At 32.3% G+C, this 18707-nt stretch carries 21 protein-coding genes and 1 other annotated feature; of the genes, 20 read left to right on the top strand and 1 reads right to left on the bottom strand.

The window, feature by feature from the left end; genetic code table 11:
• Positions 1–53: 53 nt before the first annotated feature.
• The 4 genes from AB1J10_RS03310 to radC all read left to right on the top strand — a co-directional run bounded on the left by AB1J10_RS03310 (position 54) and on the right by radC (position 3220).
• Positions 54–902 (top strand): aldo/keto reductase, encoded by an 849-nt coding sequence (locus AB1J10_RS03310; protein ID WP_107365351.1) that lies wholly within the window; start codon positions 54–56, stop codon positions 900–902.
• Between the two features lie 232 nt (positions 903–1134).
• Entirely contained in the window at positions 1135–1956 is an 822-nt protein-coding gene (locus tag AB1J10_RS03305; RefSeq protein WP_369003001.1) for a squalene/phytoene synthase family protein, read from the top strand.
• A gap of 159 nt (positions 1957–2115) precedes the next feature.
• Entirely contained in the window at positions 2116–2325 is a 210-nt protein-coding gene (locus tag AB1J10_RS03300) for a hypothetical protein (RefSeq protein ID WP_133170628.1), read from the top strand.
• 217 nt (positions 2326–2542) lie between these two features.
• Positions 2543–3220, top strand: a complete 678-nt coding sequence (gene radC, locus AB1J10_RS03295) for a RadC family protein (RefSeq protein ID WP_107365353.1) — start codon at positions 2543–2545, stop codon at positions 3218–3220.
• A 412-nt stretch (positions 3221–3632) separates the two neighbouring features.
• Here radC and AB1J10_RS03290 read toward each other — a convergent pair whose 3' ends face one another.
• Entirely contained in the window at positions 3633–3812 is a 180-nt protein-coding gene (locus AB1J10_RS03290) for a hypothetical protein (protein WP_107365354.1), read from the bottom strand.
• Positions 3813–3958: 146 nt separating this feature from the next.
• On the opposite strand from AB1J10_RS03290, the gene AB1J10_RS03285 reads away from it, so the two are divergent.
• The 16 genes from AB1J10_RS03285 to recJ all read left to right on the top strand — a co-directional run bounded on the left by AB1J10_RS03285 (position 3959) and on the right by recJ (position 18695).
• Positions 3959–4417 carry a DUF4930 family protein gene (locus tag AB1J10_RS03285; protein ID WP_046207927.1) on the top strand — a complete coding sequence of 153 codons (459 nt, stop codon included), beginning with the start codon at positions 3959–3961 and terminating at the stop codon, positions 4415–4417.
• A gap of 67 nt (positions 4418–4484) precedes the next feature.
• Entirely contained in the window at positions 4485–4643 is a 159-nt protein-coding gene (locus AB1J10_RS03280; RefSeq protein ID WP_164987239.1) for a hypothetical protein, read from the top strand.
• Between the two features lie 462 nt (positions 4644–5105).
• Complete coding sequence (mreC, locus tag AB1J10_RS03275) at positions 5106–5948, top strand: rod shape-determining protein MreC (protein ID WP_046207926.1); 843 nt, start codon at positions 5106–5108, stop codon at positions 5946–5948.
• On the top strand, positions 5948–6472 hold the full coding sequence (gene mreD, locus AB1J10_RS03270) for a rod shape-determining protein MreD (RefSeq protein WP_046207925.1): 525 nt from the start codon (positions 5948–5950) through the stop codon (positions 6470–6472). Before mreC ends, mreD begins: the two co-directional genes overlap by 1 nt.
• Before the next feature lie 29 nt (positions 6473–6501).
• Positions 6502–6575 (top strand) — a sequence feature (ribosomal protein L21 leader region).
• A gap of 12 nt (positions 6576–6587) precedes the next feature.
• A complete protein-coding gene (gene rplU / locus AB1J10_RS03265; protein ID WP_046207924.1) occupies positions 6588–6896 on the top strand; it encodes a 50S ribosomal protein L21 in 309 nt (102 codons plus the stop codon).
• A gap of 2 nt (positions 6897–6898) precedes the next feature.
• Positions 6899–7219: a ribosomal-processing cysteine protease Prp gene (locus AB1J10_RS03260; protein WP_064208869.1), complete on the top strand. Its 321-nt coding sequence runs from the start codon at positions 6899–6901 to the stop codon at positions 7217–7219.
• Positions 7220–7230: 11 nt separating this feature from the next.
• Positions 7231–7515, top strand: coding sequence for a 50S ribosomal protein L27 (gene rpmA / locus AB1J10_RS03255; RefSeq protein WP_019468507.1), 285 nt, complete (start codon positions 7231–7233; stop codon positions 7513–7515).
• Between the two features lie 129 nt (positions 7516–7644).
• Positions 7645–8937: a GTPase ObgE gene (obgE, locus tag AB1J10_RS03250; RefSeq protein WP_064208870.1), complete on the top strand. Its 1293-nt coding sequence runs from the start codon at positions 7645–7647 to the stop codon at positions 8935–8937.
• An 11-nt stretch (positions 8938–8948) separates the two neighbouring features.
• The gene (locus tag AB1J10_RS03245; RefSeq protein WP_046207921.1) at positions 8949–9404 is read left to right on the top strand and encodes an ACT domain-containing protein; all 456 of its coding nucleotides are present in this window, start codon (positions 8949–8951) and stop codon (positions 9402–9404) included.
• Positions 9405–9416: 12 nt separating this feature from the next.
• Positions 9417–10019: a Holliday junction branch migration protein RuvA gene (gene ruvA / locus AB1J10_RS03240; RefSeq protein ID WP_070039353.1), complete on the top strand. Its 603-nt coding sequence runs from the start codon at positions 9417–9419 to the stop codon at positions 10017–10019.
• A 33-nt stretch (positions 10020–10052) separates the two neighbouring features.
• Entirely contained in the window at positions 10053–11054 is a 1002-nt protein-coding gene (gene ruvB, locus AB1J10_RS03235) for a Holliday junction branch migration DNA helicase RuvB (protein ID WP_046207919.1), read from the top strand.
• A 2-nt stretch (positions 11055–11056) separates the two neighbouring features.
• Positions 11057–12082: a tRNA preQ1(34) S-adenosylmethionine ribosyltransferase-isomerase QueA gene (gene queA, locus AB1J10_RS03230; RefSeq protein WP_070039355.1), complete on the top strand. Its 1026-nt coding sequence runs from the start codon at positions 11057–11059 to the stop codon at positions 12080–12082.
• Positions 12083–12106: 24 nt separating this feature from the next.
• Entirely contained in the window at positions 12107–13246 is a 1140-nt protein-coding gene (gene tgt / locus AB1J10_RS03225; RefSeq protein ID WP_107365818.1) for a tRNA guanosine(34) transglycosylase Tgt, read from the top strand.
• Between the two features lie 17 nt (positions 13247–13263).
• Complete coding sequence (gene yajC / locus AB1J10_RS03220; protein WP_019468514.1) at positions 13264–13524, top strand: preprotein translocase subunit YajC; 261 nt, start codon at positions 13264–13266, stop codon at positions 13522–13524.
• A 326-nt stretch (positions 13525–13850) separates the two neighbouring features.
• Positions 13851–16127, top strand: coding sequence for a protein translocase subunit SecDF (gene secDF / locus AB1J10_RS03215; RefSeq protein ID WP_107365967.1), 2277 nt, complete (start codon positions 13851–13853; stop codon positions 16125–16127).
• 291 nt (positions 16128–16418) lie between these two features.
• Positions 16419–18695 (top strand): single-stranded-DNA-specific exonuclease RecJ, encoded by a 2277-nt coding sequence (gene recJ / locus AB1J10_RS03210; protein ID WP_107365671.1) that lies wholly within the window; start codon positions 16419–16421, stop codon positions 18693–18695.
• Positions 18696–18707 lie beyond the last annotated feature (12 nt).

Here is an 18707-nt window from a genome sequence, read left to right as displayed (position 1 = left end):
ATTTAAGGTTGATTTGTAACAAAACTCACCTAATATTGAAAGGAAGTTATAAATTGAGTTTAAATAAAAAGTTTCTATTAAATGATGGTACCACATTACCTCATATAGCATTAGGTACAGTTAATATTCAAGGTGGTAAAGGTGTTAAAGAATTAGAAAATGCATTAAATCTAGGTTATAGCGTCATTGATACTTCTACTAACTACAATAATGAAGGGATGGTAGGTGAAGCTATTCGTCGTTCTAGTATTCCTAGAGAAGAAATTTATGTTAGTGCCAAATTACCAGGTTCGGCTCATGAATATGATAAGGCAATTAACTTGATACAAGAATCTCTTTATAGAACAGGTTTAGATTATTTTGATAAATATCTAGTTCATTGGCCTAATCCTAAACAAGGTAAATATGTAGAAGCTTGGCAAGCATTAGTTGATGCTCAAAAATATGGATTAATAAAATCAATAGGTGTATCTAATTTTATGCCTGATCATTTAGATGACATCATTGAGGCAACAGGAGTTACTCCGGTAACTAACCAAATAGAAATTCACCCATACTTTAATAATAGTGAATTAATTGAAGAAAATGATAAGCGTGGTATTTTATCAGAAGCGTGGAGTCCATTGGGTCGTGAGATTAATGATGTGCTAATGAATGATACAATTAAAGAAATTGCTGAAAAATATCATCGTTCTACAGCACAAGTCATTATTAATTGGGTAAACCAAAAACATGTTTTTCCTGTAGTTAAAGCATCACAATATAACCATCAACGTGATAACTTTAAATATCTAGACTTTGAACTATCAGATCAAGATATTGCTAAAATTGATGCATTAGACAAAGGTGAAAATGGTCGTGTTGAAGGACAAAATCCTTATGAATACGAAGAGTTTGTATAATAGAATTTAAAGTTACATTTAAGTACTAAAATCTTTAGAAGCTTAGTATTTTAAAAATCTGTGTTTGCTAACTCCTAAAAGCGGGCAATAGAATTGATTAATTTTAGTCGATTTTATTCTCGCTTTTTAATATATTTAAATAACATAAGTATAAATCTGCTAACAGTATAGCATATGCTATTTTAATATTTAAAAATATGATAATATCAAGAAAAGGGAGGGAACTCATAAAATGGCAGAAAAGAAATTCCCAAAAGATGCAATGCGCGTTTTAAAAGAGACAAGCCGTACGTTTTATATTCCAATTACTTTTTTAGAAAAAGAACTAAAACATTCTGTAGCTTGTGCATATTTAGTTATGCGTGCAATTGATGAAATTGAAGATCATGAAGAAATTAGTAATGATTTAAAGTATCATTTGTTAATGAAAATTAGCGATTTACTTAAAACACCTTTTGATTCAGAAAAATATTTAGAAATCATAAATCCAGTCAAAGATAAATTACCAGAGGTTACAGTAAGATTGGAAGATTGGTTGGATGCTTGCCCTGAACACACACGGTCAATCGTTAGAGAATCTTCTAGTGAAATGGCGTATGGTATGGCAAAATGGGCAAAAGCTAATTGGAGAATTAAATCTCGCGATGATTTAGATGATTATACATATTATGTGGCTGGGCTTGTAGGTGTAATGCTATCTAAACTCTGGGATGTTTGTGCAAACGTTAAAACAGATAGAGATTTAGCGATAGGCTACGGTAGAGGACTCCAGGCTGTCAACATCCTTCGTAACGAGGAAGAAGATCTTGAAGAACGTGACGTAAGCTTTGTTCCAGATGGTTGGACTCGCGCAGATTTATTTGCATATGCTGAAGAAAATTTAGCAAAAGCCGATGAATACATGAAGGCTATAAATAAAAGAACGATATTGTTGTTCTGTCGTTTACCATTAGCGTTCGCACATAAAACATTAAAAGCAATGAAAAATGGACGTGAAAAAATGACACGTGAAGAAGTTGAAAAAACAGTAGAAGAAGTTAAAAAAGAAGAGTAGTTTGATTAAAAGCATAGTTATTTTAATATGTAAGATTTACATGTTGAAATTTACTATGCTTTTTAATTATATATAAAATGTATGATTTTATTTGTCGAATTTTAACGCACTATTATGAGATATCTTTGAACAGACATTAATTTAAGGATGGATTCAGTTATGAATAGAACGACACTATTAAGTTTATTAAATTTTGTATTTTTAATAATATTTGCTTTAGCATTTTTAACTAATATATTTGGGAAACTCACAATATATTTCATCATCATACTTCCTTTAATCATACTTGGATTAGGCATTTTCATTTTAATAGATAGTTTTAGAAAATATCAGCATGATAGTAATTATTTTGATAATCATAAATTTTAATGATGCAACTGTTTCATATTGAATTAAAAATTTTTAGCTAGAAATTAACAATTATTAGATTAATGAGAAAAAAGTCTACATGAGATATTATTCGTAGTAGAATAAATACATCTCACTTTTGAAATCTTCTAAAGAATCTTATTCCAATGACATTACAAATGATTAAGTTTACCAATATTGTAATACATCTAGATTATTTCATAGGAGTTGTTATTTATTGAAAATAAATGAACTTGCAGATCATCAAAAACCAAGAGAACGTATGTTGAGTCAGGGTGCTAGGTATTTATCACATGCTGAATTATTAGCTATTCTAATTAATACAGGTAGAAAAGGTAGTTCAAGTTTAGACATAGCTAATGAATTACTAAAATCAGTAGATAATTTAAAAGAGTTAAAAGCATTATCCATTAACGATTTAAACAAAGTAAAAGGTGTGGGACTGTATAAAGCACTTATATTGAAAGCAGCATTTGAATTAGGAGAGCGCATACATTCTGGAAGCGTCGATGATAAAATTCAAATCACTAGCCCTAAAGATGTGGCGGACTTTATGATGGGTCAGATGGAACACTTAAAACAAGAAAAATTTATTGTACTTTTCTTAAATTCCAAAAATATCGTTATAAAAAAGAAAACAATATTTATAGGTACGTTAAATGCTTCAATCGTACATCCAAGAGAAATATTTAGTGAAGCGATTAAATGTGCCAGTAATGCGATTATCGTTTTACATAACCATCCATCTGGTGATACAACACCTTCAAATGAAGATATTAAAACCACCGAAAGACTTAGAGAATGTGGACAACTTTTAGGTATTGATTTATTAGACCATGTCATTATAGGAGACCATGAATATTTAAGTATGGTAGAAGAAGGATATTTTGATTAAACTGTGTTAGTTTAAATGGAGTTAATATTGCTGATGATATTGAATGGCTCTGTCATTATATACTAAATAGTTATTTTATATCCGAGACATCAAATTAGCTGGTTAAGCAGTAGGCAATATACTTTTAGTTGCGCTATTATTACCTGTGATTTATTAAATGCAAATGATTAAAATGATTATAATGCATTTATATAGTACTATTTTGATTTTGACGGTTGGCGGTATAGTTTCATCAACGCGTCTTAATTTTTGAAAGATTAGGATTATTCATTTTTAGTACGGTCGTCGTTAGATTAATTTGGGCGTTATTATTGTGTGCTTGTTATTAATGTAAGCGTGTAATTGCGAAAACAGTCATATGAATTAAAAAAAAGGCGCTTATTGGACATCAATGTCTATAAGCGCTAAAATTTTAATTTATAAAACCGAAAAATTGATTATAATTTTCCATTAACCAAAGAATGCCTTGGTATCCTAGGTAAATACATAATACAATTATGCCAACATAGATTAAAAATCTTAAAATAGATAAACCTATTCTAAATAATAAGATAACTAAGAGTGCAAGCAGGATTATAGATAAAATACTCATTGTCTATTCACTCCTTTTAATATAGTTTAATATTAATGCATGAAACATACATCGGTCTATAGTTAAAATATAAATACACCTATAGTCTGATGATAAACTTTATTAAACATACTATAATTTTGATGAGTAAAATAGGAGGATGGTTCATGCGTTTCATATTTAGCATTATAAAGAATATTATAGCTATTATTGCCATTATAGTAATTGTATTTTTCGCACTCAAATACGCGCCTTTTTTAAAAGACCAAGATTGGAATCCAATGCACAATGATGAATCATCCTTAAATAATAGCGCAAATAAAGGGCATCTAACAGGTGGACAAAGATATTCAGTGGAAGATAATGATATTTTAAATAACGTTCCACTTAGTCAAACGAAGAATATGTTTAATTGGATTGATAAACGAGAGTTTATGTCAGTAACTGGTATTGAAAGAATGGGATATAACGACTCTTATTTGGCTGGGCAACGTGGCGATGAATTTATTATATATAAATTTGGTTCTGAATCTATGAGAGTTTATAAAACTGAAATAGAGATGAATCAAGACCTTAATCAATTAGGTGAACATATAGAATTAAAGCCAGCATCAAATTATGAGTAATGGATTTGAATTCTTTTAATAAATAAGTTAGCCTTATATAAGTAATAAGAAAAGGTTGGTGTTTATAATGAGTGAAAAATCTAATGAAAAAAAAGCAGACGAACAAGCAAAAGCACAAAATTTATTTGCACGTTGGCGTAAAGAAGAAACGCTTTATAAAGAAGATGAAAAAGAATCTAGTAAGTCTAACGACTCTAAAACATCATCAGATGAAGAAAAAAATTAGATTTATTTTATCAAGTACTAAAAGTTAATCGAATGTGTATGTAAGAGCAGTTTACACTGCTTCTAAGCATTTCTTAGATTTTAAAAAATAAATAGGATAAATAAGCAGGACGAGTTTTAAAGTCGATTTGGATATGATTGATTTTGACTCGTTCTTTTTTTATGCGGTTGGATATTTATTGAAATGAATAATGGGTTACCTTGACGTTATTTTTAGTTGCCTATTATAAAAATTAATTGATGTGTTAAAATCAATACTAAATAATACACTATTCTATATAATTACTGCTATAATACAAGTTATCACAATGTTTGAATATAAAATATAATAAACTTATCTTCATATTTAAATCCGTAAATAAATTTTGTTCTATATTCTTTATGTTCGTGCTTTATTTCGTTTTAGTAGTAATATAAAATGATAAGAAGAAGATAAAATAGTTGGTTAATAGAGGTGTTTAGGTTGTCAAAGTTTTTTAGAAACAACAAATTGATTGTTATATTATGTGCAATCATTGTGTTTATAGCCTTGATTGGTGTGTCATTACGCTCACAATCACAATCACATGTTGAACAATATGTGGGAGATACGGTTGCTTTTGGCCAAAAAGCTGTGAGTTATCCAGTCCACTTTGTTACTGGATCTATCAATAGTATTTTTTCTAATGGCGACTCCAAAAAGCAATCAAGTGAAATAAAACAGTTAGAAGCAGAAAATCAAAGGTTAAAATCAGAAAATAAAAAGTATAAAAAAGAATTAGATATTGAAGATATATCTAAATTTGATCCAATTTCAAGCACAGTTCTTTCAAGAAATCCTGATCAGTGGATGAATACATTAGTGATTAATCAGGGTGCAAAAGATGGCATCAAAAATAATATGGCAGTAATGACTTCTGATGGATTAGTTGGACGTATCTCTAAAGTGAATCAATTCTCTTCACAAGTAGATTTAATATCAACAAATACAAGGGCGAATCGCTTATCTGTCAATATTCAACATGATGACAAAAATGTGTTTGGTCTCATAGACCATTATGATGCTAAAACTGAAGAGCTAGTAATATCTGATATAAACAATAAAGACAGTATTAAAAAAGGAGATAAAGTAGTTACAAGTGGATTAGCTGATCAGCTTCCAACAGGGTTATACATAGGTGAAGTAGCAAAAGTTGAAAATGATGAGTATGGCTTATCTAAAGAAGTTAGAGTGAAAACTGGTACTGATTTAGCTGATTTAAGCCATGTTTATGTTGCTAAAAGAGACCCTAATACGGTGCCTGATACTGAAAGTGGTGATAATTAATGCGTACGTTTTACTACTTTCTTATTGGTATCATTCTTTTTTATATTGATACTGCAATTGCACTAGTGATACCTATGCAAATTTCTGGAAATGAAATCATCTTCGTGCCTCATTTAACGATAATGTACATCTTAATCATGAGTGTCTATAGAGGTTTTGGTGTAGCAATGGTTTTCTCAATTGTCTTAGGATTAATTACCGATTTATATTATGGAAGTTTTTACGGACTATATTTATTTGGTTATATTTTATTAGTTGTCATCATGGATTTTTTCTTCAAAGTATTTTATCGAGATCATTCGATGCTATTTACAATCGTATTGTTGAGTACACTCGTGTTAGAAATTTATGTAGCAATTATATATAGTGCTTTAGGATTAGTTCAATTTAATTTATTTGAATTTGTGATTTTTAGAATGTTACCGACGTTTATACTTAACTTTATTTTATTAATTATTTTGTATCCGCTAATAACAAAATTTCTCAAAAAAATCCAATTGAAGATTGACAGTAAAAGATTGTAATGCTAAAATGCAGTAGTTGAGTAGTTTCTAGCTACATACAACCGCTCAAATTCAGGTTCAAGTACAGTGATGTCACCTGATTTTGGCGTGACTTAAATTATAGGAGGTGCAAAGTATGTTTGCTATTATTGAAACAGGTGGAAAACAAGTAAAAGTTGAAGAAGGACAAGAAATTTTCGTTGAAAGATTAGACGTAAATGAAGGTGATTCTTTCACTTTTGATAAAGTATTATTTGTAGGTGGAGATTCAGTTAAAGTTGGTGCGCCAACAGTTGAAGGTGCAACAGTTACTGCTACTGTAAACAAACAAGGTCGCGGTAAAAAAATTACTGTATTCACTTATAGACGTCGTAAAGACTCTAAACGTAAAAAAGGTCATCGTCAACCATACACTAAATTAACAATCGACAAAATCAACGCATAATTATGATTAAAGTAGATGTTACATTAAATGATTCGGGCCAAGTAACAGACGTTGTCATGGATGGTCATGCCGAACATGGTGAGTATGGTTATGACATTGTATGTGCAGGAGCATCTGCAGTTATTTTCGGTAGTGTTAATGCTATAATGGGATTAACAACCGAGAAACCCGACATTGACTATAGTGATGACGGTGGATACTTCCATGTTAGAAGTGTCGATACACATAACGAAAAAGCGCAATTAATTCTTCAGGCAATGTTAGTCTCTTTGCAGACAATTGAAGAAGAATACAAAGAAAATATTAGATTAAATTATAAGTGAGGTGCAACCAAATGTTAAAATTAAACTTACAGTTCTTCGCATCTAAAAAAGGGGTAAGTTCTACAAAAAACGGACGTGACTCTGAATCAAAACGTTTAGGTGCTAAGCGTGCGGATGGTCAATTCGTTACTGGCGGTTCTATTTTGTTCCGTCAACGTGGTACTAAAATTTATCCTGGTGAAAATGTTGGTCGTGGTGGCGACGATACATTATTCGCTAAAATCGACGGCGTTGTAAAATTCGAACGTAAAGGTCGAGACAAAAAACAAGTATCTGTATACGCAGCTGCTGAGTAATTTTTGTTAATGTTAACACCAGAAGTGATGACTTCTGGTGTTTATTTTTGTCTTTATTTTCTAGTTATCTAGAAAATGCTATAATATACAAGATATGTAAATTAAATTTAGTAAAAAAGAGGTGAAATCATGTTTGTTGATCAAGTTAAAATATCACTTAAAGCTGGTGATGGTGGTAATGGCATAACTGCATACAGAAGAGAAAAATACGTACCATTTGGTGGACCAGCTGGTGGTGATGGTGGTAACGGAGCTTCAATTGTGTTCGAAGTAGATGAAGGTCTAAGAACGTTATTAGATTTCAGATATCAAACACATTTCAAAGCTAAAAGAGGTGAAGGTGGCCAAAGTAGTAATATGCACGGGAAAAACGCTGAGCATTTAGTATTAAAAGTGCCACCAGGTACAATCATTAAAAGTGTTGAAACTGAAGAAGTATTAGCAGATTTAGTAGAGAATGGACAGCGTGCTACAGTTGCTAGAGGCGGTCGTGGTGGTCGTGGGAATTCACGCTTTGCTTCTCCACGAAACCCTGCACCAGATTTTAGTGAAAATGGTGAACCAGGTGAAGAAATTGAGGTTACTTTGGAATTAAAACTACTTGCAGATGTTGGTTTAGTCGGTTTCCCAAGTGTTGGGAAATCTACATTACTATCAACAGTTTCTAAAGCAAAACCAAAGATTGGAGCTTATCATTTTACGACTATTAAACCTAACTTAGGTGTTGTCTCTACCAAAGATCATCGAAGTTTTGTGATGGCGGATTTACCTGGTCTTATACAAGGCGCTTCTGAAGGTATCGGATTAGGTCATCAGTTTTTAAGACACGTTGAGAGAACCAAAGTAATTGTGCATATGATTGATATGAGTGGTTCAGAAGGTCGAGATCCTTACGAAGATTATCAAATTATTAATGAAGAATTAAAAGCTTATGAACATAGATTAGAAGATCGACCACAAATAGTTGTTGCTAATAAAATGGATATCCCCGATGCAGAAGATAATCTAACTATTTTTAAAGAACAATTAAATGATACCAGTGTACGTATTATTCCGTTGTCTACAGTAATGCACGACAATATTGATGAATTATTATATGCTATTGCTGATACACTAGAAGAAGTTAAAGATGTAGATTTTAATAAGGAAGAAGAAGATTTGGGTGTTAATAGAGTTGTCTATAAACACACGCCTAGCCAGGATGCATTTACGATTACAAGAGACGATGATGCTGCTTACGTAGTGAGTGGTAAAGCCATAGAAAGAATGTTCAAAATGACTGACTTTAATAGTGATCCAGCCGTTAGACGTTTTGCGCGTCAAATGCGTTCAATGGGTATTGACGATGCACTACGTGAACGTGGTTGTGAAAATGGAGATATTGTAAGAATACTTGGTGGAGAATTTGAATTTGTTGAATAGGAGTGCTTGATATGGACAAAAATGAAAATAAAAAGTTTTATTTAATTCGTGAAGATGTTTTACCTGAATCAGTGGTTAAAACTTTACAAATCAAAGAAGTTTTGAAAAATGACCCATCATTGTCCATATTCGAAGCAGTGAAGCAATTCGATTTATCCCGCAGTGCGTTTTATAAATATCGAGACACGATATTTCCAGTTGACGAAAAATTAGAGGAAACAAGAGAGTTTACATTGATATTGTATGTAAATGACATCATAGGTATGTTAGCCAAAGTTTTAAATACACTTTCTAAATTAGATTTGTCAGTGCTGACGATTCATCAAAGTATACCGATGGACGGTAGAGCTACCATTACACTATCATTAGATGGTAAAGACACAGATTTAGAAATAGATGAAGTTATAAATTCATTGAAAAAGATTGAACATATTTCTAATGTTGAACTCATTAGTATGACTATATAAGGAAGTGTGACTGTGTACGCATATATTAAAGGAACTTTAACTGTTTTAAATCCTACTCATGTAGTGTTAGAAGCTTCAGGTGTAGGTTATGAGATTCAAACGCCAAACTCATATCGATTTCAAAAATATAAAGATCAAGAGATTTTAATCCATACTTCATTGATTGTAAGAGAAGATGCACAGCTGCTTTATGGCTTTATTAATCAAGAGGAAAAAGACATGTTCTTAAGTTTAATTAAAGTGACAGGCATCGGTCCTAAATCAGCATTAGCAATTTTAGCTAGTAGCTCACCAAATGAAGTGAAAGTTGCAATTGAGAATGAAAATGATGCTTATTTAACAAAATTCCCAGGTATAGGTAAAAAAACAGCGCGTCAAATTGTTTTAGATCTTAAAGGTAAAGTACAAATAACTGAGGAAGATAGCAGTCACTTATTTAATGTAGAACATGATAATCAGCAAAATTCTGCTATTGTTAAAGAAGCGTTACTAGCTTTAGAAGCGCTAGGTTATTCTAAGAGAGAGTTAAATAAAGTTGAAAAAACTTTAAATAAAGAATCTTTTGACTCAATAGACGATGCAGTGAAGCGTGGTTTACAATTGCTCATAGCTTAAGTTTGTTGAAATTTTAAGAAGGGGGAATTACAAATGGATGATAGAATGGTAGATCAATCTATGCATGAAGATGAATCATCATTTGAGTTATCTTTAAGACCAGAAAGATTACGCCAATATATAGGACAGTCAACGATTAAATCAAATTTAGAAGTTTTTATCAAAGCAGCTAAAATTAGGAAAGAACCGTTAGATCATGTGCTATTATTTGGCCCCCCTGGATTAGGCAAGACAACTTTATCCAATATCATCGCGAATGAAATGGAAGTTAATATTAGAACCATATCTGGCCCATCTATTGAAAGACCGGGTGACTTAGCAGCCATTCTGTCTAGTTTACAACCTGGAGACGTGTTGTTTATCGATGAAATACACAGGTTAAGTAGTGTTGTGGAAGAAGTTTTATATCCAGCAATGGAAGATTTCTTTCTTGATATTGTTATAGGTAAGGGAGAAGAAGCGCGAAGTATACGTATAGACTTGCCGCCTTTTACATTGATAGGTGCTACAACCAGAGCAGGAAGCTTAACTGCGCCTTTACGTGATCGATTTGGTGTTCATCTGAGATTAGAATATTATAGAGAAGATGAATTAAAAGAAATTATAATACGCACCGCAGAAGTATTAGGTACGACTATTGATGATGAAAGTGCAATTGAACTTGCGAAAAGAAGTAGAGGTACACCGAGAGTTGCGAACAGACTGTTAAAACGTGTAAGAGATTTTCAACAAGTTAAAGAAGATGAATTGATTAGTATTGATACGACAAAACAATCACTAGCATTGTTACAAGTTGATGATGAAGGATTAGATTATATTGATCATAAGATGATGAACTGCATCCTAGAACAATATAAAGGTGGCCCAGTAGGTTTAGATACAATTGCTGTTTCTATTGGAGAAGAACGTGTCACAATAGAAGATGTTTATGAACCATTTTTAATACAAAAAGGTTTTATTGAACGTACACCAAGAGGGCGTAGAGCGACAGCTTATGCTTATGAACATTTTAGTAAGAATGGAAAGAAGGAATAGTTTTGGATATTGAAGCATTTGATTATCATTTGCCAGAATCATTAATCGCTCAAACGCCTCTAAAAACTAGAGATGAGAGTAGATTGCTTGTGCTTGGTAGAAAAACTGGAAATATTGTGCATAAACACTTTAAAAATATCATTGATTATTTAGAAGCAGGAGATACATTAGTACTTAATGACACAAAAGTCATGCCTGCACGCTTATTTGGTTTGAAAGAAGAAACAGGTGCAAAAGTGGAAATGCTGATGCTAACGCAACTCGAAGATAATGACTGGGAAGTCTTATTGAAACCAGCAAAAAGAATTAAAGTAGGAGACAAATTGTCTTTTGGTGAAGGCAAAATAGTAGCTGAATGTATCGAAACATTAGATCAAGGCGGAAGAATCATGCGTTTAAACTATGAAGGTATATTACAAGAGCGCTTGGATGAATTAGGCGAAATGCCCTTACCTCCTTACATTAAAGAGCGTTTGGATGACCCAGATCGTTATCAAACCGTTTATGCAAAAGCATCCGGATCGGCGGCGGCTCCTACAGCTGGACTTCACTTCACCGATAAACTACTTGAGCAATTGCAAGCTAAAGGTGTTAATATCGCATTCATTACTTTGCATGTTGGATTAGGTACATTTAGACCTGTGAGTGTTGAAAATATAGATGATCACGAAATGCATAGTGAATATTATCAGATGGATCAAGATACGGCAGATTTACTAAACCATACAAAATCAAATGGGCATCGTATTATTTCAGTAGGTACGACTTCTACTAGAACATTGGAAACAATCATGCAATCACGTAACAATTTTGTAGCAGACAGTGGATGGACTGATATTTTTATCTATCCTGGCTTTAAATTTAAAGCGATAGATGGATTAATTACCAACTTTCACTTGCCGAAATCCACATTAGTTATGTTAGTTTCTGCATTTAGTTCAAGAGATTACATACTGAACGCCTATCAACAGGCAGTCAAATTGGAATATAGATTTTTTAGTTTCGGCGATGCAATGTTAATTTTATAGGAATGAAACGAAAGGAGTTTTTGTATGCCAGCTGTAACGTATGAACATATAAAAACATGTAAACAATCTGGAGCAAGATTAGGAATCGTGCATACACCTCATGGATCGTTTGAAACACCAATGTTTATGCCTGTTGGAACCAAAGCCACAGTGAAAACGATGAGCCCTGAAGAATTGCATCAGATGGAAGCAAAAATAATATTAGGAAATACATATCATTTGTGGTTGCAACCAGGAAATGATATTATCAAAAAGAGTGGGGGATTACATCAGTTCATGAACTGGAATGGTCCAATACTGACAGATTCAGGTGGTTTTCAAGTATTTAGTTTAAGTAATTTAAGAAAAATTACTGAAGAAGGTGTTGAATTCCGTCATCATACTAATGGTTCGAAATTATTCTTGAGTCCTGAAAAATCAATGCAGATTCAAAATGACCTTGGTTCAGATATTATGATGGCATTTGATGAATGTCCACCTATGCCAGCTGAATATAAATATGTAAAAGATTCAATCGAAAGAACAAGTAGATGGGCTGATAGATGTTTACAAGCGCATCAAAGACCCGAAGATCAAGCTTTATTTGGTATTATCCAAGGTGGAGAATATAAAGATTTACGTCAACAAAGCGCTGAAGAGTTAGTGGCGTTGGATTTTCCTGGATATGCAATTGGAGGTTTATCTGTTGGAGAACCAAAGCCAGTAATGTATGATATGGTCTCGCATACACAACAATTTATGCCTAAAGACAAACCGCGCTATTTAATGGGTGTGGGTTCGCCAGATGCATTAATAGAATGTAGCATTCGAGGTATGGATATGTTTGATTGTGTATTACCTACGCGTATTGCACGTAATGGTACATGTATGACTTCACATGGCCGTGTTACTATAAAAAATGCTAAATATGCTGAAGATTTAGGTCCACTTGATGATAATTGTGACTGCTATACTTGTAAAAATTATAGTAGAGCATACATAAGGCATTTAATAAAAGCAGAAGAAACTTTTGGTATCCGTCTTACTACTTATCATAATTTACATTTCTTGCTGAAATTAATGGAAAACATCCGACAAGCTATTCGTGATGATCGTTTACTTGATTTTAAAGAAGAATTTTTTGAACAGTATGGACTAAATGTAGAAAACCCAAAAAACTTTTAAAAGGGAGCAATAACTATATGCAATTTACTTCATTGATATTACCGATATTATTATTAGTATTAATGTGGTTCTTCTTAATTAGACCACAACAGAAAAAGGCTAAAGAGCATCGTGAAATGATTAGTCAGATTTCATCTGGACAACACGTTACGACTATAGGTGGCATTAAAGGAACTGTACGTAGCGTTGACGAAACTACAGTTGTATTAACTTTAAATGGCAACGGTACAGAAATTACTCTAGAAAAGCCAGCTATTAAACAAGTTGATCCTTCATAAATCACGTTATAATTACGAACTGATATATACTATCAGTTCGTTTTTTGTTTAACAAAACCTAAAGATATTGGACTTTAAAGATATAGTTGGTGTTATAATGAAAGATAGACAAAAGCAAATATTTTATATAGCTTAAGTAATCATTACAATTGATAACACTTACATTTAAAAAGAAGTTACAAATAAGTTAAGTTTGTTTTTACACTACATGTAATGTGTTAAAATATGTAAGGTTATTGAGAAAAAGTTTAATCGTCGAGTGAATGATAAAGATGGCGATTGAATTCTGAAAAAATTATAACATAAGCTTACAATGAGGTGTTCAAGTGAAGAAGAGTAGTAGAATAGTTGCATTTATATTACTTGTGGTTCTATTGTTAGGCGGGATAGGACTTACATATAAAAATGTAGTTAAAAATGTCAGCCTCGGATTAGATTTACAAGGTGGTTTTGAGGTTTTATATCAAGTTGATCCTTTACAAAAAGGAGATAAAATTGATGATAAAGCTGTCAAAGCCACAGCAAAAACACTTGAAAACCGTGTGAACGTTTTAGGGGTTTCTGAACCTAAAATTCAAGTGGAAGATAAAAATAGAATCCGTGTACAATTAGCAGGTATAAAAAATCAATCTCAAGCTAGAGAAATTTTATCATCACAAGCTAATTTAACGATTCGTGATGCTGATGACAATATCAAACTTACGGGTAAAGATATACAACAGGGTTCAGCGAAACAAGAATTCAAACAAAATACGAATCAGCCCGCGGTTACTTTTAAATTAAAAGATAGTGATAAATTTAAAAAAGTAACAGAAGAAATTTCAAAAAAAGATGAAAATGTCATGGTTGTATGGCTAGATCACGAAAAAGGTGATACTTACCATAAAGAAATGAATAAAAAAGATCCAAAATACGTGTCTGCTGCTTCAGTTGACAAACCTATCAATTCAGATAGTGTGGAAATTTCTGGTGGATTTAAAGGTGAAAAAGGGATTGAAGAAGCAAAACAAATTGCTGATTTATTAAATTCCGGGTCATTACCTGTAGATTTAAATGAAATTTACTCAAATTCAGTAGGTGCACAATTTGGACAAGATGCATTAGATAAAACCATATTTGCTGCGGCAATTGGTATTGCAGTTATTTATTTATTTATGTTAGGTTTCTATCGTTTACCAGGATTAGTAGCTGTTATTGCACTTACTGTTTATATTTACTTAACATTAGTAGCATTTAATTTCATTTCTGGTGTCTTAACGTTACCAGGCCTTGCAGCTTTAGTGTTGGGTGTCGGTATGGCAGTCGATGCGAATATTATCATGTATGAACGGATTAAAGATGAACTGAAAATTGGACGAACACTTAAACAAGCTTACAAAAAAGCGAATAAAAGTTCATTCTTAACCATAGTAGATGCGCAGCTTACAACTGTGATTGCTGCTGCTGTATTGTTCTTCTTTGGTGAAAGTTCTGTTAAAGGTTTCGCAACGATGTTGTTACTTGGCATATTAATGATTTTTGTAACAGCAGTATTTTTATCCAGATGGTTGCTATCATTGCTTGTTTCTTCAAATTTCTTCAAAAAATCATCTTGGTTGTTTGGTGTGAACAAGCATCATATTGCAGATATAAATGAAGGTAAGGAAGTTCATGATTTAAAAACCCCTTATGAGCGTTGGGATTTCATGAAGTTAGCCAAGCCATTGTTGTCACTAAGCGTACTAATTTTAATTGTGGGTGCAGTGATACTGTTTATTTTCAAACTAAACTTAGGTATTGATTTTACAAGTGGTACAAGAGTTGACTTTGAATCAAAAGATAAAATATCTGAAGCGAAAGTGACAAAAACACTTGAAGATCAAGATTTTAAACCTACACAAGTTTCTTTAGGTGAAAATGGTAAAAATGCAACAGTACAATTTAAAAATGATTTATCTAAAGATGAAGTTTCAAAAATTAAGAACACAATTGATAAATCATTTGGCAATGATCCAACAGTAAATACTGTTTCACCAGTTATAGGTCAAGAATTGGCTAAAAATGCGATGATGGCATTATTATATGCTGCCATTGGTATCATTATTTATATCACTTTCAGATTTGAATGGCGTATGGGACTGTCTTCAGTACTAGCATTATTACACGATGCATTTATGATTGTGGCAGTTTTCAGTCTATTTAGATTAGAAGTTGATATTACATTTATTGCAGCCGTGCTAACTATCATTGGTTACTCAATTAATGATACGATTGTAACGTTTGACAGGGTGCGTGAGAACTTGCATAAAATAAAAGTGATTACGAAACCTGAACAAATCGATGATATTGTCAATAGATCGATTCGTCAAACAATGACGCGTTCTATCAATACAGTGCTGACAGTGATTATTGTTGTAGTTGCACTATTAGCATTCGGTGCACCAAGTATTTTCAATTTCTCATTAGCGTTGTTAATTGGTTTAATATCTGGTGTGTTCTCATCAGTATTTATAGCTGTTCCTTTATGGGGAATTATGAAAAAACGTCAGCTTAAAAAATCAGACGACGATAAACTTATTGTATATAAAGAGAAAAAATCAAATGATGAAAAAATATTAGTTTAATTAATATCTAATAGGTACTAACTTAAAAATCAATCATAAATCAGTATGGGAGAAAAAGCCCGTTTCTAAAATAGATGACTAATCCGTGGTAAAAGCGGATTAGTCATTTTTTATATTGAATGTATTGTAATTTTTGACTATGCATGTACTCATAGATAAATGATTTATTTATGTCATAAACTATTCAACTATTAAGAATAGGAGTTTTAAGTTATGGTTGAATTAAAGGTTACTACTTTTTATTTTTTGGATTCTTTTGTATAATTGCTTGTGGAAATGAGGGAGAATAGTATGATTAAATCAAAATATAATTGGGACGTTAAATTACCTGAAGTTGAAATATCAGATCATATTTCAGCAGATTTAAAGCTAACTCCTATTGTAAAAAAAGTTTTGGAAAGTAAAGGTATTACAGATGAAACCGATATTCGTAATCTTTTAGAAGGAGTCCAAATGACACATGATCCTTGGAAGATGAGCGATATGGAAAAAGCTATTGAACGTATCAATGTGGCGATAGATCAAAATCAAAAGATTTTAGTATATGGTGACTATGACGCGGATGGTGTTACTTCAACGACTATATTGGTCACTACATTGAAAGAACTTGGTGCCCATGTAGGTTGGTATATACCAAATCGTTTTTCTGAAGGTTATGGTCCTAATGAATTGGCTTTTAAGAATGCCTATGATGAGGGGATATCTTTAATCATAACCGTAGATAATGGTATTCAAGGACATCATGAAATACAAATGGTTCAAGACTTGGGTGTTGATGTTATTGTCACAGACCACCATGAAATTGGTGAAACGATGCCTAATGCATACGCTATTGTCCATCCAATGCATCCTGAGTTTGAATATCCTTTTAAATATTTATGTGGTGCGGGCGTTGCTTATAAGCTAGCTCAATGTTTATTGGAAGAACCACCTGTTTATTTTTTAGGTTTGGTTGCAATTGGAACAATCGCTGATTTAGTATCTTTAACGGATGAAAATAGAACATTGGTTCAAAACGGTTTAGCATCATTAAATAAATATTGTCCTCCATCAATAAAAGCTATACTTAACCAAGCAGGTTATAATGATGAAATCAACGAGGAGACCGTCGGGTTTATTATAGGGCCTCGATTAAATGCTGTTGGTCGATTAGAAGATGCTGCACTTGCTGCAGAGCTACTAATGACTGAAACAGAAGATGAAGCGATGTTTTTAGCCGAACAAGTTGAATTTTTTAACCAAGAGCGTAAAGACATCGTGTCTCAAATTACCGAAGAAGCACTTGTAATGGCAGAAGAACAAGTACAGCAAGGCTCAAAATTTTTATTGTTAGCCAAAGCAGATTGGCATGAGGGTGTACTTGGTATTGTAGCGTCAAAAATTGTGGAAACATACAGTCTACCAACATTAATTTTAAATATAGATGAAGCTCAAAATCACGCAAAAGGTTCAGCTCGAAGCATCGATCAAGTGTCGATGTTTGAAATTTTAAGTGATTATTCTCAGTTAATTACAAAATTCGGTGGTCACCATATGGCAGCTGGGATCACAATGCCTATAGAAAATATTCAACAACTACAAAACAGTTTAAATGAGTGGATGGCACAATTAGCCAAAACAACTTCACTTGAACCACGTAAAAAAGTTGATGTATTGATTTCAGAAAGTGACATTACGATACAAAACATCAAAGATATTCAGAGATTACGACCATTTGGCACAGATTTCACTAGCCCGTGCTTTGAATTACAAGACGTTCTTGTACAACAAGTTAAAGGCATTGGTCAGGAGAAAAAACATTTGAAACTCGTTATCGGTGAAAGTCAATTACAAGCAATTTTTTGGCAAAATGGTGCTTTAGTAAAAGAATTGGGTGTACAACAGCCTATTAATGTCATTGGCACATTACAAATTAATGAATGGAATGGATTTCAATCGCCTCAATTTATGATTGAAGATTTAGCGAGTCATAATTTACAGATTTTAGACTATAGAAGTAAAAACAAAGTAAATGATTTAAATGCTGATGCTAAGGATGTTGCTTATTTAATTCATCAAAGAAGTGAAAAGTTAGGTGAAAATTATCATTATTATGGTGATGAAATTAGTAATAACTATGAAAAATACGTCTTTAGAGATCTGCCAACGTCTATAAATGATTTAAAAACAACATTAAAAACTGTTGATATATCCCAAATATATCTCGTGTTAAATCATGATAGATCAATATACTTTGAAGGTATGCCAAAAATGGAAACATTTAAACAATGTTTTAAGGCACTTGCTACTAAAAAAGAAACAAATTTAGCTAATGAAGGCGTACAACTATGTAAATTTTTAAATATTCAACCAAACATGCTTAAATTTATCTTGAAAGTTTTCTTGGATTTAGAGTTTATTCAAGTTGAAGATGGTATAATCAAATTAAAAGATGTTTCAACGAAACGTGACATTGCTTCGAGTAAATATTATCAAAGTCGTATTGATAGAATTGAAGTTGAAAAGTTATTGCTTTATGAAGATTTTAATCGCTTAAAGCAATGGATAAAAGATGAATTGGTACAATAATAGGAGGAAGTT

The organism is Staphylococcus cohnii species complex 1663 (assembly GCF_041008415.1).
GTDB classification, from domain to species: domain Bacteria; phylum Bacillota; class Bacilli; order Staphylococcales; family Staphylococcaceae; genus Staphylococcus; species Staphylococcus ureilyticus.
Note: the sequence above shows the minus strand (reverse complement) of the source record. Positions and strands in the feature narration are given on the sequence as shown.